The organism is Herbiconiux moechotypicola, from assembly GCF_024979255.1.
Classification (GTDB): Bacteria; Actinomycetota; Actinomycetes; order Actinomycetales; family Microbacteriaceae; genus Herbiconiux; species Herbiconiux moechotypicola.
The window spans coordinates 42,966-68,158 of sequence record NZ_JANLCN010000012.1 but is presented as its reverse complement, the minus strand read 5'-3'; the positions used below and the strand labels follow the sequence as shown (position 1 = coordinate 68,158).

The following is a 25,193-nucleotide window of genomic DNA, read 5'->3' as shown; positions in this document are numbered from 1 at the left end:
CGGCCACCGACACCCGGGTCGGGCCGGCTCAGATCGTCCGCTCGTAGCAGACCGAGATCTCCGAGCCCGCGTACACCCCGAAATTCGGGATGCGCGTGTACCCCTCGCGCTCGTAGAAGCGCATCGCGTCGGGCTGCTCGGTGCCGGTCTCCAGCAGCAGCCTGTCGAGGCCCATCGCCCGCGCCTCCTCTTCGAGCGCCCGCAGCACCGCGGTCGCGACGCCCGTTCCGCGCACCGACGCGGCCACGAACATCCGCTTCACCTCGGCACCGCCGCCGGCGAGCGGGCGCAACCCGCCGCATCCGACGGCCACCCCCTCGAGGGTGCGCGCCACCAGGAACACGGGCACCGAGTCGGCAGTGGGCTTCTCGCCGGGCTCGTGGTCGTCGCGGCCGTAGCGGGCGTCGAGCTCGTCGCGCTGCGCCTGGCGGAGGGCGGCCGCGTCGGGCGAGTCGAAGTGCTCGCGGGCGACGGTGACGGGCACGGATGCGCGGTACGGCACGGGGGACCTCCTTGGTAACGATCATTACGGTAACGTTGGTTACGAAGTCTGGCAAGTCGACGCCGGCAGCGAGGAGGAGACCGTGGCACGCACCCGCGACATCGAGGCGCAGCGGCGGCGGCTCAGCGAGGCGACCTGGGCGGTGCTCACCGAGCGTGGGCCCGTGGGGCTGACCGTGCGCGCGGTGGCGGAGCGGGCGGGGTGCACGACGGGGCTCGTGATGCACACCTTCCCCACGAAGGAGGCACTGCTGCTGCACGCGCGCGAGACGCTGCACGAGCGCACGCGGGTGTCGGCCGAGGCGGCGGAAGCGGCGGCCGAGGGCGCGGGACCGGAGGGCGCACTGCTCGCGGTGCTGCTCAATACGCTGAGCGTCGACGAGGAGTCGCGCGAGATCGCGCGCGTGTGGGTGAGCTATCTCGCGGCAGCGCTCGGCGACGAGGCGTTGACAGAGCGGCACACCTCCGCGAACCTGCGCTTCGTGGAGCGGGTGACGCGCTTACTGGCGGCGTGCAGGCCCGGGTGGAGCGCGGAGCGGGTGCGGGTGGAGGTGCTGGGGCTGATCGCCCTGACGGACGGGTTGAACGCGCTGGGGACGGCGGATGCGGAGACGTACTCGCCGGAGGTGCAGCGCCGGGCGGTGACGGAGGCCGTGCGGCGGGCGCTGGGTGACGGGGTCGGCAGCACGGAGGCGGCGGGCGCTCATGGGGCGGACAGCGACGACGAGGCGGACAGCGAGGGCGGCTTGCGCATCCGCGCGTTCCGGGAGGAGGACACCGAGGCCGTCGTGGCGCTGTGGGAGGCGGCGGGGCTGACGCGGGCGTGGAACGACCCGCGGAGGGATATCGTGCGCAAGCTCGAGGTGCAGCGAGAGCTGTTCTTGGTGGGAGAGCTTCCGGGCGAGACGGACGGAGGCGATGGCGGCGGTGGCGTCGGCGTCGGCGGGCGGATCGTGGCGAGCGTGATGGCGGGGTACGAGGGGCACCGTGGGTGGGTGAACTACCTCGCGGTCGCGCCGGGCGAGCGCGGGAGGGGACACGCCCGGCGGCTCATGGACGAGGTCGAGGAGCTGCTCACCGCGCGGGGGTGCCCGAAGCTCAACCTGCAGGTGCGCGAGGGCAACGACGCGGCGATCGGCTTCTACCGCGCGCTCGGCTACACGCAGGACGCCAGTCTCAGCTTCGGCAAGCGCCTCATCCCCGACGACCCGGTCGCGGATGGTGCATCAGCGGCTCGGGCGGTGTAACTGGCGTCACGCGGCGGAGACGGCGGCGAAGGCCTGGCGGGCGATCTCGAGCTCCTCGTTGGTGGGCACGACGAGCACCGAGACCCGCGACGAGTCCGCCGAGATGCGCCGCGCCTCGCGCGCCACTCCCCCGTCGGCGGTGTTGAGCGCCTGGTCGACCTCGATGCCGAGCTCCGACAGTCCGGCGAGCGCCCCGCCCCGCACGAACGCGTTGTTCTCGCCGACGCCGGCCGTGAACACGATCGCGTCGAGGTGCCCGAGCTGGGCGTAGTACGAGCCGATGTACCCGCGGATGCGGTGCAGGTACACGTCGAGCGCGAGCTGCGCCGCCTCGTCGCCGTCGCCCGCGGCCTTCTGCACGTCGCGCATGTCGCCGCGCCCCGAGATGCCGAGCAGACCGCTGCGGCGGTTGAGCAACTCGTCGAGCTCGGCGAAGCCCATGCCGGTCTTGCGATGCAGGTGGAAGAGCACGGCCGGATCGAGGTCGCCCGACCGCGTGCCCATCACGAGGCCCTCGAGCGGCGTCATGCCCATCGAGGTCTCGACCGAGCGCCCGCCGTCGATGGCGCACACCGACGCCCCGTTGCCGAGGTGCAGCACGATCAGCTTCAGCTCCGACAGCGGCCGCCCGAGGAACTCGGCCGTCGCCCCCGCCACGAACTTGTGCGAGGTGCCGTGGAACCCGTACCGGCGCACCCGCTGCTTCTCGGCGAGCGCCGCGTCGATCGCATAGGTGTAGGCCTCGGGCGCCAGCGTCTGGTGGAACGCCGTGTCGAACACCGCCACCTGCGGCACCGACGGGAACGCCTTCTGCGCCGCGTCGATCCCCTGCAGGTTCGCCGGGTTGTGCAACGGCGCGAGCTCGGAGAGGTCTTCGATGTTGATCTTCACGAGGTCGGTCACGACGGTCGCCTCGTGGAACCTCTTGCCCCCGTGCACGACGCGATGCCCGACGGCGGCGAGCGGATGCTTCTCGAGATCGGGCCCGTGCTCGGCGAACGCCTCGAGCATGGCCGCGAACCCGGCGGAGTGGTCGGCGATCGGCAGCTCACGCTCCCACAGTCCGACCTGCGTGGTGTGGCGGGTGTGCCCGGAGGCCTCGCCGATGCGCTCCACGAGCCCCGAGGCGAGCACCTTCTCGGTCTCGATCTCGATCAGCTGGTACTTGAACGACGACGAGCCGCTGTTGACGACGAGGATCGCGCTCACGACTCCACCCCCGTGGCCGCCTGGATGGCCGTGATGGCGATGGTGTTGACGATGTCGGGCACGAGAGCTCCTCGGGAAAGGTCGTTGATGGGCTTGCGGAGCCCCTGCAGCACCGGGCCGATCGCCACGGCGCCGGCGCTCCGCTGAACAGCCTTGTAGGTGTTGTTGCCCGTGTTCAAGTCCGGGAAGATGAACACTGTGGCACGACCGGCCACCGCCGAACCGGGCATCTTCGCGGCGGCGACCACCGCATCCGTCGCCGCGTCGTACTGGATGGGCCCCTCCACGGGGAACGACGGTCCGGATGCGCGCACCAGCTCGGTGGCGGCCCGCACCTTCTCGACGTCGGCGCCGGAGCCCGACGACCCGGTGGAGTAGGAGAGCATCGCCACCCGCGGCTCGATGCCGAACTGCTCGGCCGTGGCCGCCGAGGAGATGGCGATGTCGGCCAGCTGCTCGGAGGTGGGATCGGGCACGACGGCGCAGTCGCCGTAGACGAGCACGCGGTCGGCGAGGGCCATGAGGAAGACGCTCGAGACGACGGAGACATCGGGGCGGGTCTTGATGATCTCGAAGGCCGGGCGGATGGTGTGCGCCGTGGTGTGCGCGGCGCCGGACACCATGCCGTCGGCGAGGCCGAGCTGCACCATGAGGGTGCCGAAGTACGACACGTCGGAGACGGTGTCGAAGGCCATGTCGTAGGTGATGCCGCGGTGGGCGCGCAGGCGCTGGTACTCCTCGGCGAAGCGGTGCCGCAGCTCGGGGTCGAAGGGGCTCACCACGGCGGCCGCGTCGAGGTCGACGCCGAGTTCGGCGGCGCGACCGCGCACAGCGGCCTCCTCGCCGAGGATGGTGAGGCGCGCCACCTGCCGCTTCAGCACGGTGTTGGCGGCGAGCAGCACGCGGTCGTCGTCGCCCTCGGGCAGCACGATGTGGCGGTCGGCGGCGCGGGCGCGGTCGAGCAGCGCGTACTCGAACATGAGCGGCGTGACGACCTCGCTGGTGCTCACGTCGAGCAGTCTCAGCAGCTGCGGCCCGTCGACGTACTGCTCGAACAGGGCGAGCGCGCTGTCGTACTTGAGTGAGGAGTCGGCGGCGAGCCTGCCCCGGGTGGAGGTGATGCGCACCGCGGTCTCGTAGGTGCCGAGCTCGGTGGTGATGATGGGCAGCTTCGGGTCGAGGCCCTGGATGAGGCGCACCACCGGCTCGGGGATCTCGAACCCGCCGTTCAGGATGATGCCCGCGAGCGACGGGAAGGTGCCGGAGGCGTTGGCCATGAGTGCGGCGAGCAGCAGCTCTTCGCGGTCGCCCGGCACCACGACGACGGCGCCCTCGGTGAGGCGCGGCAGGACGTTGCGCATCGACATACCCGCCACCACGACGCCGAGGGCCTCGCGGGCGAGCAGTCGGCGGTCGCCCATGACGAGGGTGCCGCCGATCGACTCGACGATGCCGGCCATGCTCGGGGCCACGAGCACGCGATCTTCGGGGATGGCCCAGATGGGGATGCGGCGGGGCTGCACCGGGGCGGGGGTGAGACCCGGGGCGGGTGCGTCACCGTCGAGATCGCCGTCGTCGACGAGCGAGAGCGAACCCGTCACGACGGGAGCCTCCTTCGCCGCGGCGACGAGACCCTCGACGGCGTCTCGGGCGGCGACCCCGATGGCGTCGCGGATCTTCTCGAGGTTCTCGGGGTCGGAGCGGTTCGACACGATCCCGACGAGCGTAGCGTGAGCGGTGCGCAGCTCGACGAGCGCGATCTCGGTGATCTGCCGCATGTCGTCCGCGGAACGCGGTTCGGCCTGGCCCAGCAGCTCGTCGGAGCCCTGACCGCGGCGGCCACCGAGCACGAGCAGCACCGGGGCGCCGAGGTTCGCGGCGATCCGGGCGTTGAAGCTCAGCTCGGTGGGGCTGCCCACGTCGGTGTAGTCGCTGCCGAGGATGACGACGGCGTCGCAGCGGCGCTCGACCGCCTTGTAGCGCTCGACGATGCGCGACAGCGCGGCGTCGGGGTCGTCGTGCACGTCGTCGTAGGTGACGCCGAGGGCCTCCTCGTAGGAGATGTCGGCGTTGTCGTGCTCGAGCAGCATCTCGAGCACGTAGTCGCGCGCGCTCACGGAGCGGGCGACCGGCCGGAACACCCCCACCCGCTGCACCTGGCGCCTCAGCAGGTCGAGCACCCCGAGTGCGATGGTGGATTTGCCGGAGTGGCCCTCCACCGAGGTGATGTAGATGCTCTTCACCCCGGCCGGGCCGGATGCGGATGGGTTGTCGTAGTGCGCCACGGAATCCTCTTCGGTCGTCCGCACTCCAGTCTAGGGCGACCCCTCCGCGACCCGCCCGGGTGGGGCGGCGGATGCGCAGGGGCCGCTCAGGCTCCGCAGTACTCGCTCGCGACGCCCGTGCCCTCGACCACCGAGATGATCTGCACCGTGTTCGTGCCGAGGAGTTCGAAGTTGATGGTGCGGCCGTCGGCGGCGAGCCGGTAGACGGTCTCGCCTCGCGGCCCTTCGTAGCTCTCGAGCTCGGGGTAGGCGGCCGTCAGCTCGTCGAGCGTCGAGCCGAGCCCGATGCCCGTCTCGGTGCGGGGCTGCGCCGCCGAGGCGTCGAAGCCGTCCACCGTGAGCATGCGCACCACCACGACGGGCGCAGACGGGTCGGACTCGTCGATGCCGCTCACCGCCGTGTAGGCGATGCCGCCGAGCACGTAGGTGTCGACGCCGGCACGGCAGGTCTCGGGCGGGTGGGGCAGGTCGGCCTCCACGTCGGCGAGGGTCTCGCCGAGCTTGAGCGGACCGACGCCGGTCCAGTCGATGAGCCAGGTGCCCTGGTCGGAGGGATCGAAAGCGTCGGGGTCGGGAGCGGGAGCCTCGGTAGGGGTGGGCTCCGCGGTGGGCGAGGCGGTGACCGTCACCGTGACCGTGGGCTCGGGTGCGGGGTCGCTCCCCGTGCATCCGGAGACCGCGAGCAGCGCCGCCAGAGCCGCGCCCGCCAGCGCGACGCGCGTGGGCAGCCCGGCGCGCGCCGGCCCTGCGAACTGGCCCGACCGCGCGTTCCGCCCTGACCCTGCGATTCGACCGCGTGCGCGCATCCCGTGCCCCTTTTCGCCGCAGCGCCCCATGCGCCGCACCGAGACGACATTAGGGCCGCGCCGCCGGGACCCGCTCGCCCCCGTTCGGGGCCGTGGAGAAAAAGAAAGGACTCCCCGCGCACCCGCCAGAGCCCGGTTACCCTTGCTGCGTCTCCGCCCTGGGGGAGTTGGCCTGGATGGCGCCACACGGGGAGCCGACCATCAGTGTAGCAAGCCCGGCCGGGTGTGCGGTGCTTGGTGCGCGCCGCGGGAGGGGGTTGGCTGGTGGCATGAGAATCGCCATCGCCGGCGGGCACGGCCAGATCGCCCTGCTCGCCACCCGTCTGCTCGCCGATCAGGGACACGAGGTGTGGGGCATCGTGCGCAACACCGCCCACTCCCCCGACCTCGAGGCCGCCGGCGGCCACGCCCTCGTGCTCGACCTGGAGGCCACCACCCCCGAGGTGCTCGCGGGCGAGCTGCAGTCGCGCGCCGTCGATGCGGTCGTGTTCGCCGCGGGCGCCGGACCAGGGTCGAGCGCCGAGCGCAAGCTCACCGTCGACCGCGACGGCGCCGTGCTGCTCGCCGACGCCGCGCCGCTGGCCGGGGTGCGGCGGTACGTCTTGGTGTCGGCGATGGCCGCCGACGCGTTCGACCCGTCGAGCGACGATGTGTTCCAGATCTACCTGCGCGCCAAGAGCGAGGCCGACGCGGCCGTGCGCGCCCGCGACCTCGACTGGACCATTGTGCGCCCGGGCGGTCTCACGGATGCGGAGGGCACGGGCCACGTGACTGTCGCCGAATCGACGGGTCGCGGCAGCATCCCCCGCGCCGACGTGGCGGCGATCGTGGCCGAGCTGCTCGCGTCGGGCACCGCGGTGCATCGGCAGTTCGAGGTGATCTCGGGCACGACGCCGATCGCGGAGGCGCTCGGCGGGCTCACCGGGTGACGGAGTACAGGGTGAAATCCGGAGGCGCCTGCGTCGGGTAGGATGCTACGTGGTCATCGGCGCGAGCCGGTGCCCGAGGAGAATTCGCCTAGTGGCCTATGGCGCACGCTTGGAAAGCGTGTTGGGTGCAAGCCCTCGGGGGTTCGAATCCCCCATTCTCCGCCAACCGAAATCGCGCCCTGACCAGGGTTTCTTTGGTCAGGGCGCGATATTTTTTCCCCACCTCAGACCGTGCCGTAGCCGTCGCCGTTGCGGGCGCCGATGTACTCCTTGGGGTCGAAGAAGTCGCTGGTGTTCCAGCCTGACCAGTTCGACGCCATCGAGAGGTGCAGGTGCGCGCCCGTGATCTCACACCCGGCACCCTCACCGCCGCTGCGGCCGACGGTTCCGACGTGCTGGCCGAGCTCCACGCGGCTGTCCACGGCGAGATCGTTGACGATCCGCCCGAGATGGGCGTAGGCCGAGTACACCCCGTCAGGATGCTTGATCACCACGTAGTTGCCGTGGCATCCCTCATATCCGCGCTCCACGACGCGTCCGCTGGCGACCGCGGACACCGGCTCCCCCTCGAGCGCCTGCACGTAACCGAAGTCGACCCCCTTGTGCCCGCCGCACACGAAGAGGTTCTGCTGGTCTTTCGTGCCCGTCGACTCCCAGCTGAAGGGGAGTTCGTAGTGCACCTGGGTCTCGGGCTGCGGCGCGGCGCACGCGCCCGCGGCTGCCACGGTGGCGGCGGATGCGGGTGGTGCGGCGAACGAGCCGCCCACGGCCGCTCCGGTCGCACCGACCACCAGGGCGACGGCGATCGCCGCGGCGCGGACACGTGTCCGTCGCCCAGCCGATGGGCGGACGTGGCGCGTGACTGTGGTCGTCGAGTTCTCTGAGTTCTCGCTGATGTCGGTCATGCGCGAGAGCCTGCTCCCGACACCTGTCGACGCCACCCGTTCGGGCGGCACACCCAGACAGATCTCAGCACACACTCAGCGCCACGGACCCCGGCCGACGGGCCGGCGCCGGCTCAGGCCGCGAGCGAGACGTTCACCGAGAACGACGCCGTGGTGGTGCCGTAGGTGATGGTGCCCGAGATCACGCCGCCCGCGTTCACGATCGCGACCGCCACCGCGAAGCCGTCCTCGACGGCCGCGTTGAAGGCGGTGGGCCCGGCGTAGCCGTCGGCCTCCGGGTCGAACTGCACGGTGGAGGTGTCGGCGAGGACCACGGAGAGCACGCCGCCTACGGCCGGGAACCCGCCGTCCTCGATGCCGAAGTAGAGCGGCAGCGAATCGCCGACCGACACGTCGGTGTAGTCGTCGGGGGCCTCGAACACCACGGCCTGCGACGCGGCCGCCATCGGGGTGGCGACGGCGAGCGCGACCACCGGGACGCTCCACACCATCCCCGTGGTGACGGCACGACGGCTGATGCCGCGGGCCTCGGACGGGACGTTCTCGTTCTGGTTCATGTCGATCTCCTGGTGGGGTGGCGGGCCCGGGTTCAACCCGCGGTGTAGGGAACGGTGTAGCTGCGCACGTCCGACCCGATGGTGAGGGTGACGGTGGCGTCGCCCGCGGGCACCGAGGCGAGGTAGGTTTTGAACGCCTGGCTCACCGTGGCTCCGGCGGCGATCCCGGTGACGGTCTTCGTGCCGTACTTCGTCTTGAGCAGCACGGTGGCGGCCTCCGACGAGGTGTTGGTGGCGAAGACCGTGAGCACGACCTTGCCCGACACGACCTCACGCACCACCGAGACGTCGGCGGTGACAGTGGGGGCCGGTTCCGCCACGGTGACGGCGGGCAGCGCGATCGACGTGGCGCCGGCCGCAGACGCGGTGACGACGACGGCGCCGGCGGATGCGCCGGTCACCACGGGCGCGAGGGCGACACCGGCCGCGTTGGTCACCGCGGTGGCGGAGGTGGCCGAGGAACCGGTGCCGCCGCCGGGGAAGGACCCGGGACCGCTCAGGGTGAAGGTCACCGTGGTTCCGGCGATCGGCGACGAGGCCGAGTCGACCACGCGTGCGCCCAGACCGCTCGCGGTGCCGCCGGGAGCGATGGTGCGGGCCGCACCCTGCGCCTCGAGCGACGGCGGGCCGACGGGTGCGACCGGAACGACGCTCACCGAGCGCTCGCCGCTCACGTTGCCCTGCACATCCGTCGCCCGGATGCGCACGGTGTGCGCCGCGTCGTCGAACACGATCGGCGCCGAGTAGACCGCCCAGGCGCCGCCGTCGAGGGCGACCTCGATCGAGGCCACGCCCGAGCCCGCGTCGCCCGCCGACACCGTGAGCGTGCGGCCGCTCAGCGAGTACGAGACGGAGGGCGCGGTGGTGTCGGCCGGCACGGGAACCGTGCACTCGATGCTGCCGACGCGCAGCGCGTGGCTCTCGTCGTTGCTGTCGTTCGCCCAGACGACCATCTTCGAGCCGGCGACGCAGGTGGCCTGGGGTGCGATGGCGAAGCCCTCGTTGTTGTAGTTCGGCATGCCGGCCGGGCGCTCGAACACCTCCGTAGCCACGAACGAGCCGTCGGATGCGCCCGACTGCGCGATCTGGAGGGTCGCCGAGCGGCCCTGGCAGGTGTCGTCGCACACGGCCCAGAGAGCGCTGCGCTCGGGGTCGAACTCGAGGTCCATCACCCCGGCGAAGCCACTCGCGAAGGTGGCGACCCGAGTGTACGAGGTGCCGGACTGGTCGAGCGCGTAGGCGTAGATCGCGCCGTTCTGCTCCACGCCGACGAAGAACAGGCCCTCGCCGTGGTTCGCGTACGACGCCGGGTCGTAGAGCCGGCCGGTGCGCTGGTCGACGAAGCCCTGGGCCACGAGGTAGCTGTCGGGGATCCACTCGATCGCCTCGAGGCCCAGGTTCGCACCGAGGCCGGGAAGGTCGGCGGTGAGGTCCCACTCCGTGGTGGCGCTCAGCGTGGTGGCCGAGCCGCTGCCCGCCGCGTCGAAGCGCAGCACGGCCGGCTTCGACACGCCGCTGGCCGAGTTGTTGCGCTCGGTCGAGACGTACACGCCGCCCGCGACCCCCGCATCCGTCAGCGCCACGCCCTCGGCGTCGGGGTCGCCCGAGCCGTTGCCGTAGCGGAGGGTCTTGCCCGAGGCCCAGCCGTTCGCGGTGTCGGCCACCCAGGCGGTGCCGTTCCACAGCATCCGGTACAGCGTGCCCGGGCCGTTCTTCACGGCCCAGAGAACACCGGATGCGGCGGTGCCGCTGGGCTCGTAGGCCAGACCGCTCATGTTGCCGCCGAGCACGCCGGCCTGGTCGCCGTAGGCGATGCTCGCGCTGCCCGGCCAGGTGGTGGCGGGCGCGGCCGGCGGGGTGCTGCAGTCGTTGGCGGCGCCCTTGGTGACGGTGGTGGTCGTGGTCCACGCGCCGGTGCCGTCGGGGCAGCGGCCGTAGGTGGTGCCGGTGGCGTGGGCCGTCCAGGAGTAGGAGTCGAGGAGCGTGGTGCCGTCGGCGCCGAAGAGGCGGGCCGAGTCGGCCGAGCCGAGGCCGTACGCGGTCTCGACGTCGAGCGCAAGGAAGCCGCGGGCCGCGATGGTGGTGTTCGCGGGGATGGTGAAGACGTGGGTGTCGTCGTTGTCCTTCACGACGAGACCCGAGACGTCGACCGGCCCGGTGCCGGTGTTCACGAGTTCGACCCAGTCGCCGGGGGTGCCGCCGGTGGACTCGACCTCGTTGAGCTTCACGGCGGTGACCGGGGTGGTCGGCGTCGTGGAGCCGCAGGCGTTCGCGGCGCCCTTCGTGCTCGATGTCGTCGTCGTGAAGGCGCCGGTGCCGTCGGGGCAGCGGCCGTAGGTGGTGCTCGCGTGGCTGGTCCAGCTGTACGAGTCGATGAGGGTGGTGCCGTTGGCGGCGAACAGGCGGGCCGAGTCGGCCGAGCCGAGGCCGTAGGCGGTCTCGACGTCGAGGGCGAGGAAGCCGCCGGCCGCGATGGTGGTGTTCGCGGGGATCATGAACACATGGGTGTCGTCGTTGTCCTTCACGATCAGGCCGCCGACGTTCACGCTCGCGGTGCCGTTGTTCTTCAGCTCGACCCAGTCACCGGGGGTGCCGCCGTTGGACTCGACCTCGTTGATGCGCACCACGGTGGCCGGGTCGACCACGCAGGCGTTCGCCCCGCCCTTGGTGCTCGAGAGGGTCGTGGTGAAGGCGCCGGTGCCGTCGGGGCAGCGGCCGTAGGTGGTGCTCGCGTGGCTGGTCCAGCTGTAGCTGTCGACCAGCGTGGTGCCGTCGGCGAGGTAGACGCGGGCGGAGTCGGCCGCGCCGAGGCCGTACGCCGTCTCCACGTCGAGGGCGAGGAAGCCGCCGGCGGCGATGCTGGTGTTCGCCGGGACGGTGAAGACGTGGGTGTCGTCGTTGTCCTTGATCTTCCAGCCCGAGACGTCCTGCGCCGTCGCGCTCGTGTTGGCGAGCTCCACCCAGTCGCCCGGGCTGCCGCCGTTGGACTCGACCTCGTTGATCGTGACGCCGTAGTCGGGCACCGCGCTCGCGGTGACCGCCGGCACGAGGGCCGTGAACGGGGCCACGACGACAGCCAGGGCTGCCAGGGCGGCGATGGGCACTCGGGATGCGCGCACGATGACTCTCCTCCGGGCGCACCCCGTGGTGCGCACCGCGGACGAGTCTCGGGAGGGCGGGCGAACTCCCGTCGCCGCTCAGGTGAACGGGCGGCGAGCGGTGTGTGTCGGAAGACGCTCGGGGAGCGGGCGGCTAGCGCTCGCCGGCCTCGATGGCGGCGGCCGCCGAGGGGTCGGCGCCGTCGAGGAACTCGGTGAGGCGCACCACCTCGGCCGACTCGCCGATGCCCTCGGCCGCCCGGCGCAGCGTGTAGAGCGCGAGCAGCACGCCGCGGTTGCCCTCGTGCGACCACGGCACCGGGCCCTGGCCGCGCCAGCCCGCCTTGCGCAGGGCGTCGAGGCCTCGGTGGTAGCCGACCCGCGCGTAGGCGTAGGCCTGGATGGGCTCGCGCCGGGCGAGCGCCCGGTCGGCGAGGGTGGCCCACGCCAGCGACGAGGCGGGGAAGCGGCCGACGGTCTGCTCGAGCACCTCGTCGACCTCGAAGCCGATCGCTCCGGCGAGCGCCTCGCGCACCTCGGGCTCGTCGTCCAGCAGGGTCTCGGGTGCGCCCAGGGGCACGGACAGCAGGTTCTCGCTCATGCCTCGATGCTACGTGGAAACACCCGCGCGCACGCCCGCACGCACGGGAAAGGCCCCCGCCGGAGCGGGGGCCTTTCGGGAATCGAACTGGAAATGCGGGCGGCCTAGAAGACCAGCGCCTCCTGCACCTTCTGAATCGAGCCCGATGCTCTGCGCTCTGTCATATTCGACTCCTTTCGACGTGGGATGCCCATTCAACGCCTCCGCGCATCCGATGTAAAGACCCACTCGTGCGCCTGCGGCGAACGGTCAGCCGTTGTCTCCCCCGGTGTCGGCCGCATCGCCGGCGCGACCGTCCGCGTGCGCGAACGGCAGCCCCGCCGAGCCCACCACATCGGGCATGTCCTCCCCGTGCTCGCGCGTGTAGGCGCGGTGGGCGGCGCGAGCGTCGTCCATCTCCTGCGACAGTGCCGCGTAGGCGGTCGTGAGTCGCGGTACCCGCCGGATGACGTCCATCACGAGCCGGAAGCGGTCGAGGTCGTTGAGCATGAGCATGTCGAACGGCGTGGTCGTCGTGCCCATCTCCTTGAAGCCGCGCACGTGGATGTTGGCGTGGTTCGCCCGCCGGTAGGTGAGCCGGTGGATGAGCGAGGGATAACCGTGGAACGCGAAGACCACCGGCTTGCCGACCGTGAAGACCGCGTCGAACGACTCGTGGTCGAGGCCGTGCGGATGCTCGGTGGAGTCTTGCAGGCGCATGAGGTCGACGACGTTCACGAAGCGCACCGCGAGATCGGGGATGCGCTCGCGGAGGATCTGCACGGCCGCCATCGCCTCGACCGTGGGGATGTCGCCCGCCGCCGCGACCACCACATCCGGTTCTTCTCCCACCCGCTCGGTGCCGGCCCAGTCCCACACGCTCACGCCGCGGGCGCCGTGGGTGCGGGCCTCTTCGAGGGTGAGCAGTGAAGCGGTGGGCTGCTTGCCGGCCACGATCACGTTCACGTAGTCGCGGGTGGCGAAGCAGTGCTCGGCGGTGACAAGGAGGGTGTTCGCATCCGGCGGCAGGTACACCCGCACCACGCTCGCCTTCTTGTTGACGACGTGGTCGAGAAAGCCCGGGTCTTGGTGTGAGAACCCGTTGTGGTCCTGCCGCCACACGTGGGAGGAGAGGAGGTAGGTGAACGAGGAGACCGGGCGGCGCCACTCCACCTCGGCGCTCGACTCGAGCCACTTCGCGTACTGGTTGAACATGGAGTCGACGATGTGGATGAACGCCTCGTACGAGGTGAACAGTCCGTGCCGGCCGGTGAGGAGGTAGCCCTCGAGCAGGCCCTGGGCGAGGTTCTCGCTCAGCACCTCGATCACGCGCCCGTCGGTGGCGAGGTGCTCGTCGGTGGGGAGCACCTCGCCCTGCCACTGCTTCGCGGTGACCTCGTACACGTCGTCGAGACGATTGGAGGCCACCTCGTCGGGGCCGAACAGGCGGAAGCTGTCGGGGTTCGCGGCCATCACGTCGCGGAGCCAGCGGCCGAGCATCCGGGTGGGTTCGACAACCGCGCCGCGACCCGCCGCGAGGTCGACCGCGTGCGGCTCGAGCGGCGGCAGCACCGGGTCGCGCCGCAGCAGCCCGCCGTTCGCGTGCGGATTGGCGCTCATGCGGCGATCACCCTCGGGCCGTGCCGCGTCGAGGGCGGCGACCGGGCGGCCTCCGCCGTCGAAGAGCTCGGAGGGGCGGTAGCTGCGCAGCCACTCCTCGAGCTGGGCGAGATGCTCGGGGTTGTCGCGCACACCCGAGAGCGGCACCTGGTGGGCGCGCCAGGTGTTCTCCACCGGGAGGCCGTCCACGACGCGCGGCCCCGTCCATCCCTTCGGCGTCTTGAGGATGAGCATCGGCCACGCGGGACGGGCGGTCTCGCCACGCGACCTGGCCGCATCCTGGATCGCCGCGATGTCGTCGAGCGCCTCGCCCAGCGCCGCCGCGAAGCGCTCGTGCACGAGCAGGGGGTCTTCGCCGTCGAAGCCGCCTGCCACGATGCGGGGAGAGTAGCCGTAGCCCGTGAACAGCGCGAGCAGCTCGGCGTCGGGGATACGGGCGAGCAGGGTGGGGTTGGCGATCTTGTAGCCGTTGAGGTTGAGGATCGGCAGCACCGCCCCGTCGGAGACCGGGTCGAGGAACTTGTTCAGGTGCCAGCTCGTGGCGAGCGTGGCGGTCTCGGCCTCGCCGTCGCCGATCACGCAGGCGGCGACGAGCGCGGGGTTGTCGAGCGCAGCGCCGTAGGCGTGCACGAGCGAGTAGCCGAGCTCGCCGCCCTCGTTGATGGAGCCGGGCGTCTCGGGCGCTGCGTGCGACGGGATGCCGCCGGGGAACGAGAACTGGCGGAACAGGCGCCCCATGCCCTCCCGGTCGAGTGGGATGCGCGGGAAGAGCTCGGAGTACGTGCCGTCGAGCCAGGCGTTGGCCACCACGCCCGGGCCGCCGTGTCCGGGGCCGGCGAGGTAGATGACGTCGCAGTCGCGCTCCACGATGGCCTTGTTGAGGTGGGCCCACACCAGGTTGAGCGCGGGCGTGGTGCCCCAGTGGCCGAGGAGGCGGGGCTTGATCGACGCCGGGGTGAGCGGATGCTCGAGCAGCGGATCGTCGCCGAGCAGGTAGATCTGGCCGACGGAGAGGTAGTTGGCGGCGCGCCACCAGGCGTCGACGGTGTCGAGGGGGACGGTGCCGGTCTCGGTCTCGCTCTGCGGGGTCATGGGCACAGCGTAGGAGTGCCCGCCCCGGATGCACAGGGGTTGCGCCGGGGACAGCCGGTGAAGCTTGGGGGCGCTCGCGGTGGTGCATTAGTGTCGGGCCGTGACCGCCGCATCCGGAGAACCCGCCCGCACGGCCGGCGCGAGCGCCGGCGCAGCCGGGGCCGACAGCGCACCCGGGGCCGACAGCGCGCCCGCGGTGCGGCAGCAGCTGATGCTCGCGATCCCCGCCGTGGTCGTGGGGGTCGTGTCGGCGCTGGTGCTGTTCGCGCTCGACGAGGTCGCCGAGCTGCTCGAGGGCGTCATCTGGCACCAGCTGCCGGCGGCGACCGGGCTCGACCCGTCGAACGGGTTCTTCATCTTCACCGTGCTCACCCTCACGGGGGTCGCGGTCGGGCTCGTGGTGTGGCTGCTGCCGGGGCACGGCGGGCGGGATTCCGCGACGACGGAGCTCATCGCTCCGCCGCTGCCGCTGAAGTCGCTGCCGACGCTCGCGCTCGTGGCCGTGCTGGCGCTCGCCGGCGGCGTGAGCCTCGGGCCCGAGAACCCGATCATCGCGATCAACGCGGGGCTGCTCGCGGCGGTGATCGGAAGGCTGTTCAAGCGGGTGCCGACGCAGCTGACGGTCATGATGGCGGCCGCGGGCACGGTGGGTGCGCTCTTCGGCACCCCTGTGGCGGCGGCGCTCGTGCTCACCGGGATCGTGGCGGCGTTCCCGCGCGGGGGCGCGCTGTGGGACCGCCTCTTTTTGCCGCTGGCCTCGGCGGGCGCCGGGTCGGTCACGATGGCGTTGCTCGCGCATCCGACCTTCGAGCTGCCGCTGCCCGCCTACGACACTGTGGCACCCATCGACCTGCTGAGCGGAGCCGTGATCGCGTCCGCGGGAGCGGTGTTCGGCGTGCTCTGCGTGGCGCTGTTCCGGGTGCTGCACCGGTTCTACCACGGGTTCGGCAACCCGCTGCTCTACATCGGGCTGGGCGGGGTGACGCTCGGGTTGCTGGGGGCGCTGGGCGGCGAGATCACGCTGTTCAAGGGGCTGGCGCAGATGGGCGAGCTCATCACGAACGCGGGCTCCTACTCGGGGTGGCAGCTGCTGTCGATCTTCGGCATCAAGCTGCTGGCGCTCGCGGTGGCGGGGGCGTCGGGCTTCAGGGGCGGGCACATCTTCCCCGCCGTGTTCCTCGGGGTGGCGTTCGGCATGTACGCGAACGTGCTGGTGCCGTCCGTGCCGCTGACGCTGGCCGTGGGGGCCGGGGTGCTGGGGCTGGTGCTGGCCATCTCGCGCGACGGGTGGATCGCGCTGTTCGTGGCCACGCTGGTGACCGGGAGCGTGGTGGTGCTGCCGCTGCTGTGCCTGGCGATCCTGCCGGCGTGGCTCATCGTGTCGCGCGCGCCGGAGATGGTGGTGGCGGTGGTGCCCGACCGGGCGCGGCCGAGCTGGCCGTGGCGGCGGCCTCCGGCCTAGGCCGGCGGGGCGGTGCTGGCCCTCACGACGAGCTCGGTGGGCACCAAGGTGGTGCCCGAGTGGGCCCCCGTGCCGGCGATCTCGGCGAGCAGCCGCTCCATGGCGAGGCGCCCGACCTCGTGGAAGTTCTGCCGCACCGTGGTGAGCGGCGGCCAGAACGAGTGCGCCTCCTCGATGTCGTCGAAGCCCACCACGCTGATCTCGCCCGGGATGTCGCGGCCGAGCTCGTGCAGCGCCCGCATCACGCCGAGCGCCATCTGGTCGTTGGCGGCGAAGATCGCGGTGACGTCATCGCGCCGGCCGAGCTCGAGGCCGATGCGATAGCCCGACTCGGTCGACCAGTCGCCGTGGTGCACCGCCCGCGGCGCGATGCCCGCCGCCTCGAGGGTGGCGCGCCACGAGGCGGCACGGTGCGCACCCGAGAACGAGGATGCGGGGCCCGCCACGTGCTCCACCTGCCGGTGCCCGAGGTCGAGGAGGTGCTGGGTGGCGAGCCGGGCTCCCTCGGCCTGGTCGGCGTCGACCACGGGATAGCCCGACCCCGAGTCGGAGTCGATGACGACCACCGGCAGTCCCGGCGGGAGGTGGATCTCGCCCTGGTCGAGCAGGCGGGCCTCGAACAGGATGAGCACCCCGTCGACGGCCTGGTCGCTCAGGCGGCGGTACGCGCCGGACACGGCGCCCAGGGTCTGGTCGGGCACGGCGATCAGGGTGACGGAGTAGTCGGCGGCGGCGGCCTCGACGGCGATGGCGTCGAGGGTCTTCATGTTGCCCAGGGTGGCGAGGGTGAACATGATGACGCCGATGTTATTGAAACGCCCGCTCTTGAGCGCCCGCGCGGCGCCGTTGGGGCGGTAGCCGAGTGCCTGCATCGACTCCAGCACCCGCTGCCGGGTGGAGTCGTCGACGTTGGTGAGTCCGTTGGAGACGCGCGAGACCGTCTGCGACGACACCCCGGCGTGCCGGGCCACGTCGCCCATCGACGGCGCCCGACGGCGCCCGCCGCCCGGCACGGCACCGGCCCCGGTGTTGACGGTCTCGGTCACACTTCCCCCTGAATCACGCCGGATCTCCTTCGGCCGCTTGCATGGTTACGTGAACATGTTATGCTCACCTCGGTCATGTTGACGTAAACATGGCGAACCGAACCGCAGATCACCACAGAGACGGGACAAGGACAATGACGTCGGCGACAGCAGTCGGAGCGCGCGCGGCAGCACCCGCCCCGCGGGCCCGCAAGCACAAGCGCGACTGGCGCGGCTGGGGCTTCGTGGCCCCGTTCATGATCGTGTTCCTCGCCGTGCTGGTGGCCCCGGTCATCTACGCGATCGTGCTCACGCTCTTCCGCACCCAGCTCGTGGGCGGCTCGGCCTTCGTGGGGCTCGACAACTACCTCCAGCTGTTCCAAGACCCGCGGTTCTGGGAGTCACTGTTCCGCGTCACGCTGTTCCTGCTCATCCAGGTGCCCATCATGCTCGGGCTCTCGCTCGTCGCGGCACTCGCCATCGACAGCGCCCGGCTGCACGGCACGAGCTTCTTCCGCATCGCGATCTTCCTCCCCTACGCCGTGCCCGGCGTGGTGGCCGCGCTCATCTGGGGCTTCATCTACGGCAACCAGTTCGGTCTCACCGGGTCCATCAACGACCTGGTCGGCTTCCAGCTGCTCGCCCCGTTCTCGTCGGAGTGGGTACTCGCCTCGATCGGCAACATCGTCACCTGGGAGTTCATGGGCTACAACATGCTCATCTTCTACGCGGCGCTCAAGATCATCCCGGGCGAGCTCTACGAGGCGGCCGAGCTCGACGGTGCGGGCCAGTTCCGCATCGTGACGAGCATCAAGATCCCCGCCCTCCGCGGCGCGATCGTGATCGCCACGATCTTCTCCATCATCGGCAGCTTCCAGCTCTTCAACGAGCCGAACCTGCTGAAGAACCTCGCCCCCAACGTCATCTCCACCTACTTCACCCCGAACATGTACGCCTACAACCTCTCGTTCGCCGGCCAGCAGTTCAACTACTCCGCCACCGTCGCGATCGTGATGGGCATCATCACCGCCGTGATCGCCTACATCGTGCAGCTGCGCGGTTCCCGTCAGGAGGTGCGCTGAGTTGAGCGCCGTCACCAGCCCCAAGCGCCCCGCCTTCGCCCGGGGCACGAAGCCCACTCACAAGGCCCGTCAGCGCAAGTCGATCGTGCTCACGATCGTGATGGCGATCTTCGTCATCTACTCGGTCGTGCCGCTCGTCTGGCTCATCGTCAACGCCTCCAAAGACCAGGCCGACCTGTTCTCGAGCTTCGGCCTCTGGTTCGGCAAGGACTTCAACCTCTTCCAGAACATCTACGAGACCCTCACCTACCGTGACGGCATCTTCGTGCAGTGGTTCGGCAACACCCTCCTCTACGTGGTGGTGGGCGCCGGCGGCGCCACCCTGCTGGCCACCATCGCGGGGTACGGACTGGCGAAGTACAACTTCCCCGGCCGCCGCGCGGTGTTCGCGGTGGTGCTCGGCGCCGTCGCCATCCCGGGCACGGCCCTCGCGGTGCCGACGTTCCTCATGTTCAGCCAGCTCGGCCTCACCAACACCCCGTGGGCGGTCATCCTGCCCTCGCTCATCAGCCCCTTCGGCCTCTACCTCATCTGGACCTACGCGACGGATGCGGTGCCCACCGAGATCCTCGAAGCGGCCCGGATGGACGGGGCGAGCGAGTTCCGCACCTTCTTCACCATCTCGCTCCGCCTGCTGGCGCCGGGCATCGTGACCGTGCTGCTGTTCGCGGTGGTCGCCACCTGGAACAACTACTTCCTCCCCCTCATCATGCTCTCCGAGCCCACCTGGTACCCGCTCACCGTGGGTCTCAGCCAGTGGAGCGCGCAGGCCACCGGTGTCGGCGCCCAGCCGATCTTCAACCTGGTGATCACGGGCGCGCTCCTCACGATCGTGCCGATCGTCATCGCCTTCCTCATCCTCCAGCGCTACTGGCAGTCGGGCCTGAGCGCCGGAAGCGTCAAGCAGTAGTCCCGGCGCACAGCACCATCAACCCACCGAAAGGAACAACGATGTTTTCCACAGCACCGAGGCGCTCCGTGCGCCGGGTGGCGCTCGCCACCGCCACCACCCTCACGCTGGGCTTCGCGCTCGCCGCGTGCTCCTCCGGCAGCTCGGGCTCGAGCGACAGCGGCTCCGAGGCCGACATCGAGGCGGCCCTCGAGGCCGGCGGCACCCTCACCTACTGGAGCTGGACCCCCTCGGGCGAGGCCCAGGTCGCCGCCTTCGAAGAGGCCTACCCCAACGTCGACGTCGAGCTCGTGAACGCGGGCACGAACACCGAGGAGTACACCAAGCTGCAGAACGCCATCACCGCAGGCTCCGGCGCCCCCGACGTGGCCCAGGTGGAGTACTACGCCATCCCGCAGTTCGCGCTCTCCGACTCGCTGGTCGACTTGAGCTCCTACGGCTTCGGCGACCTCGAAGACCAGTACAGCGCCGGCCCCTGGAGCTCCGTGGCCTTCGACGGCAAGATCTACGGCCTGCCGCAGGACTCGGGCCCCATGGCCATGTTCTACAACAAGACCGTGTTCGACCAGTACGGCATCGCCGTGCCCACCACCTACGACGAGTACGTGGCCGCGGCCGAGCAGCTGCACGCCGCCAACCCGAACGCCTACATCACCGCCGAGAACGGCGACGCCGGCTTCACCACGAGCATGATCTGGCAGGCGGGCGGCCAGCCGTTCACCACCGACGGCACGAACATCACCATCGACCTGCAGGACGAGGGCTCGAAGACCTGGGCCGACAGCTGGAACCGCCTGGTCGAGGGCGACCTGCTCTCCTCCACCCCCAGCTGGAGCGACGAGTGGTACCGCGGCCTCGGCGACGGCAGCATCGCGACGCTGCTCACCGGCGCCTGGATGCCCGGCGTGCTCGAGTCGAGCGTGCCCGACGGCTCCGGCGACTGGCGCGTGGCCCCCATGCCCACCTACGACGGCACCCCGGTGACCGCCGAGAACGGCGGCGGCGGCCAGGTCGTGCTCAAGCAGAGCGAGAACCAGGCCCTGGCGGCCGGCTTCGTGAAGTGGCTCAACTCCGACCCGGCCTCGATCTCGGTGTTCCTCGAGTCGGGTGGCTTCCCCGCCACCACGGCCGACCTCGAGTCGCCCGACTTCCTCGCCCAGACCCCCGAGTACTTCGGCGGCCAGGCCATCAACGAGGTGCTCGTCGACGCGTCGAAGAACGTGCCCACCGGCTGGCACTACCTCCCCTACCAGGTCTACGCCAACAGCATCGTGCCCGACACCGTCGGCCAGTCGTACGAGTCGAACAGCGACCTGAACGCCGGCCTGCAGGACTGGCAGGACCAGCTGGTGGAGTACGGCAACCAGCAGGGCTTCACCGTCAACAAGTAGTCGCCACCGCGACTCATCCCCGAGTTGCGTCATCCGGCGCCGCCCGTGCCCTCGCGCGCGGCGGCGACCGGGTGACGCAACTCGTTCCATGAAAGGGCACAGCAGCATGTTCAGCGCACAGATCGACGTCGCCACCGCGGCACCGCTCTGCGACGTTCCCCGGCGCATCTTCGGCACCTTCGTCGAGCACATGGGCCGGAGCGTGTACGAGGGCGTCTACGAGCCGGGCCACCCCACGGCCCGTCCCGACGGATTCCGCGCCGACGTGCTCGCCCTCGTGCAGGAGCTCGGCGCCACCACGGTGCGCTACCCGGGCGGCAACTTCGTCTCAGGCTACCGCTGGGAGGACGGGGTGGGCCCGAAGGATGCGCGCCCGGTGCGCCTCGACGCTGCCTGGCACAGCATCGAGACCAACGAGGTGGGCCTGCACGAGTTCGCCGGCTGGGCCGCCGAGGCCGGCCTCGAACTCATGTACGCCGTCAACCTCGGCACCCGCGGCATGCAGGAGGCGGCCGATGTGCTCGAGTACGCCAACATCCCCTCGGGCACCGCCCTCTCCGACCTCCGCCGTGAGAACGGTGCGGAGGAGCCGTTCGGCATCCGCCTCTGGTGCCTCGGCAACGAGGTCGACGGCCCCTGGCAGATCGGCCACAAGACGGCAGACGAATACGGGCGTCTCGCCGCCGAGACCGCCCGCCTCATGACCTTCATCGACTCCCGGGTCGAGCTGGTGGCCGCCGGCTCGTCGAACGCCGAGATGCCCACCTTCGGCGACTGGGAGCGCACCGTGCTGAAGCACACCGCCGGCCTCGTCGACCACATCTCGCTGCACGCCTACTACGAGGAGTCCGACGGCGACGCCGTGAGCTTCCTCGCCTCGGGCACCGCGCTCGACCGCTACATCGAGGCCGTGGCCGCCGTCATCGACGACGCCGGTGCGGGCCCCGGTTCCGAGCGCCCCGTCGGCATCAGCGTCGACGAGTGGAACGTGTGGTACCAGCGCCGCTGGAACGAGATCGACAAGCCCCGCGTGCTCACCGGCGAGTGGCCCGTGGCCCCGCGCCTCATCGAGGACAGCTACTCGGTGACGGATGCGGTGGTCGTCGGCTCGCTGCTGGGCTCGCTGCTGCGCCACGCCGACCGCGTCACCATGGCCAACCTGGCGCAGCTCGTGAACGTGATCGCCCCCATCCGCTGCGAGCCGGGCGGTCCCGCTTGGCGGCAGACCACCTTCTTCCCCTTCCAGCGCACCGCCGCCCTCGCCACCGGCTCCGTCGTGGTTCCCGCCGTCGAGGTCGACTCGATCGACACCGCCGTCCACGGCACCGCACCGCTGGTCGACGCCGTCGCCACGGTCGACGCCGGCGCGGGGCGCGTGGCCCTCTTCGTCACCAACCGGTCGCTCGACGACGCGGCCGCGGTGCGCATCCGCTTCGACCAGCCCGGCCTCGCCGTGGTGAGCGCCGAGGTGCTCACCGTGCCCGAGGGCGGCGACCGTCACACCGTCAACGACGAGACCGCCCAGCCGGTCGGGATGCGCGCCCTCGACGGCGTGCAGCTCACCGCCGGCGTGCTCGAGGCCACGCTGCCGGCGCTCTCGTGGAGCGTCGTCGTGCTATCCACCACCGCCGAGGAGGCGCCCCATGTCTGAGTTCCGTATCGGCGACGAGCACTTCGAGCTCGACGGGGAGCCGTTCCGCATCCTCTCCGGGGCGCTGCACTACTTCCGCGTGCACCCCGACCTGTGGCGCGACCGCATCCGCAAGGCCAAGCAGATGGGCCTCAACACCATCGAGACCTACGTGGCCTGGAACGCCCACGCCAAACGCCGCGGCGAGTTCGACCTCACCGGCGCCCTCGACCTCGGCCGTTTTCTCGACGACGTGGCGGCCGAGGGGATGCACGCGATCGTGCGCCCCGGCCCCTACATCTGCGCCGAGTGGCACAACGGCGGCCTGCCGGCCTGGCTGTTCGAGTCGGGCACCGTGGGCGTGCGCCGCGACGAGCCGCAGTACCTCGCCGCCGTGGAGGAGCTGTTCGCGAACCTCGCGCCGGTGCTCGTGCCGCGCCAGATCGATCAGGGCGGGCCGATCATCCTCATCCAGATCGAGAACGAGTACGGCGCCTACGGCTCCGACCCGGTCTACCTCGAGAAGCTCGTGGCGATGAACCGGGCCATCGGCCTCACCGTGCCGTTCACCACGGTCGACCAGCCCACCCCCGAGATGCTCGTCGACGGCAGCCTGCCCACGCTCCACAAGACCGCGTCGTTCGGCTCGCGCTCCACCGAACGGCTCGCGACCCTCCGCCGGTTCCAGCCCACTGGGCCGCTCATGTGCTCGGAGTTCTGGGACGGCTGGTTCGACGACTGGGGCGAGCACCACCACACCACCTCCACCGAGCAGTCGGCGCACGACCTCGACGAGCTGCTCGCCGCCGGCGCCTCGGTGAACATCTACATGTTCCACGGCGGCACCAACGCCGGGTTCACCAACGGCGCCAACGACAAGGGCGTCTACAAGCCCATCGTCACGAGCTACGACTACGACGCCCCGCTCGACGAGCGCGGCGACCCCACCGAGAAGTACTGGGCGTTCCGCGAGGTGCTCGCGAAGTACGGTTCGGTGCCCACCGACGCGCCCGTCGTGTCGGAGCCCGCGCCCGCCTTCGAGGCGCGGCTCACCGCATCCGTGCCCCTGCTCGGCGCGCTCGGCCCGCTCGGCGCGTTCGCGCCGCACGACGGCGTGCCCACCATGGACTCGCTGCAGCAGTACGACGGCTTCGTGCTCTACCGCGCCGAGATCGACGTGCAGGGCGAGGCCGTGTTCGAGATCGACGAGGTGCGCGACCGCGCGGTGGTGCTGCTGAACGGCGCCCCCGTGGGCGTGCTGGCGCGCGACCACCACGACCGCAGGCTCACGCTGCCGGCGGATGCGCGGGGCACGCTCGACCTGCTGGTCGAGGACCAGGGGCGGGTGGACTACGGCGAGCGCATCGGCGAACCGAAGGGCCTCATCGGCACCGCGCGCCTGAACGGCGAGCCGCTGCTGCGCTGGGAGGCGCTGCCGCTCGGCCTCGACGACGCGGCGGCGCTCGACGGGGTGCGGGCGCTCCTGGCCCCGCTGGAGTCGACCGTGGTCGCCGGCCCCGCGTTCGTGCGCGGCGAGTTCACGCTCGAGGCGCCCACCGATCTGTTCGTGCACACGCGCGACTGGGGCAAGGGCGTGCTCTGGGTGAACGGCGTGAACCTCGGCCGCTACTGGTCGCGCGGGCCACAGCACACGCTCTACGTGCCGGCACCCGTGGTGCACGCCGGGGTGAACGAGGTGCTGCTGCTCGAGCTGCACGCGGCGTCGACCGGGGTGCGTTTCGTGGCGACGCCCGACCTGGGTCACACCGAGTTCTGAGGCCCCGCCCCGCCCGGGGCGAGGCGCGCGTCGCCGAGCCCGCCGGCGCCCCCGGTGAGCGCCTCCCACACGGCGAGCACCTGGGGCCGGTGGTCTTCGCTGAGCTTCGCCACCCCCACCTCGATCGGCTCGATCCCCGCGATCGGCACGAACGCGAGGTCGGGCCGGTGGTACTGCCCGGCGAGCACCCCCGAGGCGATGGCCATGCCGCGGCCGGCCGAGACGAAGGTGCACATCTCCTCCACCGTGCGCGCCGGCGGGCCCACGATCGGGCCGAGCGGCGCCTCGGCGGGGCGCGGGCCGGCGAGCCAGAACTCGCGGAAACTCGACGGGCCCTCCCCGAGACCGGGGTCGAGCACCGGTTCGCCGCCGAGCTCCGCCAGTGTCACCTCGGCGCGCGAGGCCAGCGGATGCGCGGCCGCCACGATCGCCACCCGCGGCACCCGGTCGAGGGTCACCACCTCGTGCCCCGCGAACCCCGTGCCGGCCGGGTACTGCAGGAACGCGAGGTCGACCAGCCCGCTCACCACGGACTCGTGCTCGTGCGCCCAGTCGAGCTGCACGGGGATGACGTCGCCTCCCGCACCGCCGGCCGCGCCGCCGCCTCCGCCTCCGCCGCCCGACAGGCCTACCGCGGCGGCCACCAGCGCCTGCGGCGTGCTCGAGCTGAAGCCCACGGCGACCGGCGGCACCGTGAGCCCGCGACCCGCGCGCCTGGCCCGCTCCTCGGCGCGGTGCGCGGCCACGAGCAGCGCCGCCGCGTCGGCGTAGAGCGACTCCCCCGCCGGCGTGAGCAGCAGGCCGGCGCCGGGGTTCTGCTTGTTGCGCAGCACCAGCACGCAGTCGAGCTCGCGCTCGAGCCGGGCGATGGCCTGACTGAGCGCGGGCTGCGACATGCCGAGCTCGGCGGCCGCCGCGGTGAAGCTGCGGGCGTCGGCGACGGCGGTGAACTGCCGCAGCTGCCTGAGGTCCACGACCTCCCCCTTCCACGCCCGCGTCGGCGCCCTGTCTCCGGTGTTTCCCCGGTGTTAAATCTCACGCGGTCCGGCACGCTCCAGAGGGCCCCGGATGCCCGTCAGACCGCGGT

19 protein-coding genes, 1 tRNA gene and 1 other RNA gene are annotated in these 25,193 nt (G+C 71.3%); 9 read left to right on the top strand and 12 right to left on the bottom strand.

The window, feature by feature from the left end; genetic code table 11:
• Positions 1 to 28 precede the first annotated feature (28 nt).
• Positions 29 to 502, bottom strand: coding sequence for a GNAT family N-acetyltransferase (locus tag N1031_RS16975; protein ID WP_259480954.1), 474 nt, complete (start codon positions 500 to 502; stop codon positions 29 to 31).
• Between the two features lie 82 nt (positions 503 to 584).
• Between N1031_RS16975 and N1031_RS16970 the strand changes: the two genes are divergently transcribed.
• On the top strand, positions 585 to 1,748 hold the full coding sequence (locus tag N1031_RS16970) for a GNAT family acetyltransferase (RefSeq protein WP_259480953.1): 1,164 nt from the start codon (positions 585 to 587) through the stop codon (positions 1,746 to 1,748).
• A gap of 6 nt (positions 1,749 to 1,754) precedes the next feature.
• On the opposite strand, the gene N1031_RS16965 is transcribed toward N1031_RS16970, so the two are convergent.
• The 4 genes from N1031_RS16965 to ffs all read right to left on the bottom strand — a co-directional run bounded on the left by N1031_RS16965 (position 1,755) and on the right by ffs (position 6,247).
• The gene (locus tag N1031_RS16965; RefSeq protein ID WP_259480952.1) at positions 1,755 to 2,957 is read right to left on the bottom strand and encodes an acetate/propionate family kinase; all 1,203 of its coding nucleotides are present in this window, start codon (positions 2,955 to 2,957) and stop codon (positions 1,755 to 1,757) included.
• A complete protein-coding gene (gene pta, locus N1031_RS16960; RefSeq protein ID WP_259480951.1) occupies positions 2,954 to 5,242 on the bottom strand; it encodes a phosphate acetyltransferase in 2,289 nt (762 codons plus the stop codon). Before pta ends, N1031_RS16965 begins: the two co-directional genes overlap by 4 nt.
• Before the next feature lie 86 nt (positions 5,243 to 5,328).
• A complete protein-coding gene (locus N1031_RS16955) occupies positions 5,329 to 6,048 on the bottom strand; it encodes a hypothetical protein (protein WP_259480950.1) in 720 nt (239 codons plus the stop codon).
• A 102-nt stretch (positions 6,049 to 6,150) separates the two neighbouring features.
• Positions 6,151 to 6,247, bottom strand: an RNA gene (ffs, locus tag N1031_RS16950) — signal recognition particle sRNA small type.
• A gap of 70 nt (positions 6,248 to 6,317) precedes the next feature.
• Here ffs and N1031_RS16945 point away from each other — a divergent pair.
• Positions 6,318 to 6,977 carry an SDR family oxidoreductase gene (locus N1031_RS16945; RefSeq protein WP_259480949.1) on the top strand — a complete coding sequence of 220 codons (660 nt, stop codon included), beginning with the start codon at positions 6,318 to 6,320 and terminating at the stop codon, positions 6,975 to 6,977.
• A 77-nt stretch (positions 6,978 to 7,054) separates the two neighbouring features.
• A tRNA-Ser gene (locus N1031_RS16940) sits at positions 7,055 to 7,142 on the top strand.
• A gap of 59 nt (positions 7,143 to 7,201) precedes the next feature.
• On the opposite strand, the gene N1031_RS16935 is transcribed toward N1031_RS16940, so the two are convergent.
• The 5 genes from N1031_RS16935 to N1031_RS16915 all read right to left on the bottom strand — a co-directional run bounded on the left by N1031_RS16935 (position 7,202) and on the right by N1031_RS16915 (position 14,829).
• A complete protein-coding gene (locus tag N1031_RS16935; RefSeq protein ID WP_259480948.1) occupies positions 7,202 to 7,882 on the bottom strand; it encodes a M23 family metallopeptidase in 681 nt (226 codons plus the stop codon).
• 113 nt (positions 7,883 to 7,995) lie between these two features.
• Complete coding sequence (locus N1031_RS16930) at positions 7,996 to 8,439, bottom strand: hypothetical protein (RefSeq protein ID WP_259480947.1); 444 nt, start codon at positions 8,437 to 8,439, stop codon at positions 7,996 to 7,998.
• A gap of 32 nt (positions 8,440 to 8,471) precedes the next feature.
• The gene (locus N1031_RS16925; protein ID WP_259480946.1) at positions 8,472 to 11,558 is read right to left on the bottom strand and encodes a lamin tail domain-containing protein; all 3,087 of its coding nucleotides are present in this window, start codon (positions 11,556 to 11,558) and stop codon (positions 8,472 to 8,474) included.
• A 133-nt stretch (positions 11,559 to 11,691) separates the two neighbouring features.
• Positions 11,692 to 12,138 (bottom strand): DUF3151 domain-containing protein, encoded by a 447-nt coding sequence (locus tag N1031_RS16920; protein WP_259480945.1) that lies wholly within the window; start codon positions 12,136 to 12,138, stop codon positions 11,692 to 11,694.
• A gap of 249 nt (positions 12,139 to 12,387) precedes the next feature.
• Positions 12,388 to 14,829, bottom strand: a complete 2,442-nt coding sequence (locus N1031_RS16915; RefSeq protein ID WP_259480944.1) for a phosphoketolase family protein — start codon at positions 14,827 to 14,829, stop codon at positions 12,388 to 12,390.
• Between the two features lie 100 nt (positions 14,830 to 14,929).
• On the opposite strand from N1031_RS16915, the gene N1031_RS16910 reads away from it, so the two are divergent.
• Positions 14,930 to 16,291: an ion channel protein gene (locus N1031_RS16910; protein WP_259480942.1), complete on the top strand. Its 1,362-nt coding sequence runs from the start codon at positions 14,930 to 14,932 to the stop codon at positions 16,289 to 16,291.
• On the opposite strand, the gene N1031_RS16905 is transcribed toward N1031_RS16910, so the two are convergent.
• Entirely contained in the window at positions 16,288 to 17,271 is a 984-nt protein-coding gene (locus tag N1031_RS16905) for a LacI family DNA-binding transcriptional regulator (RefSeq protein ID WP_259481020.1), read from the bottom strand. The two genes, N1031_RS16910 and N1031_RS16905, sit on opposite strands and share 4 nt — an antisense overlap.
• Before the next feature lie 200 nt (positions 17,272 to 17,471).
• Here N1031_RS16905 and N1031_RS16900 point away from each other — a divergent pair, with 200 nt between their 5' ends.
• From N1031_RS16900 to N1031_RS16880, 5 genes are all read left to right on the top strand, one after another.
• Positions 17,472 to 18,398, top strand: coding sequence for a carbohydrate ABC transporter permease (locus N1031_RS16900; protein WP_259480941.1), 927 nt, complete (start codon positions 17,472 to 17,474; stop codon positions 18,396 to 18,398).
• Positions 18,399 to 18,498: 100 nt separating this feature from the next.
• Complete coding sequence (locus N1031_RS16895) at positions 18,499 to 19,308, top strand: carbohydrate ABC transporter permease (RefSeq protein WP_259481018.1); 810 nt, start codon at positions 18,499 to 18,501, stop codon at positions 19,306 to 19,308.
• Positions 19,309 to 19,349: 41 nt separating this feature from the next.
• Positions 19,350 to 20,699, top strand: a complete 1,350-nt coding sequence (locus tag N1031_RS16890) for an ABC transporter substrate-binding protein (protein WP_259480940.1) — start codon at positions 19,350 to 19,352, stop codon at positions 20,697 to 20,699.
• Positions 20,700 to 20,805: 106 nt separating this feature from the next.
• Positions 20,806 to 22,350: an arabinosylfuranosidase ArfA gene (gene arfA, locus N1031_RS16885; RefSeq protein WP_259480938.1), complete on the top strand. Its 1,545-nt coding sequence runs from the start codon at positions 20,806 to 20,808 to the stop codon at positions 22,348 to 22,350.
• Positions 22,343 to 24,106 carry a glycoside hydrolase family 35 protein gene (locus N1031_RS16880; protein ID WP_259480936.1) on the top strand — a complete coding sequence of 588 codons (1,764 nt, stop codon included), beginning with the start codon at positions 22,343 to 22,345 and terminating at the stop codon, positions 24,104 to 24,106. The genes arfA and N1031_RS16880 overlap by 8 nt, the downstream gene beginning before the upstream one ends.
• Here N1031_RS16880 and N1031_RS16875 read toward each other — a convergent pair.
• Positions 24,091 to 25,080 carry a LysR family transcriptional regulator gene (locus N1031_RS16875; protein ID WP_259480935.1) on the bottom strand — a complete coding sequence of 330 codons (990 nt, stop codon included), beginning with the start codon at positions 25,078 to 25,080 and terminating at the stop codon, positions 24,091 to 24,093. The two genes, N1031_RS16880 and N1031_RS16875, sit on opposite strands and share 16 nt — an antisense overlap.
• Positions 25,081 to 25,193 lie beyond the last annotated feature (113 nt).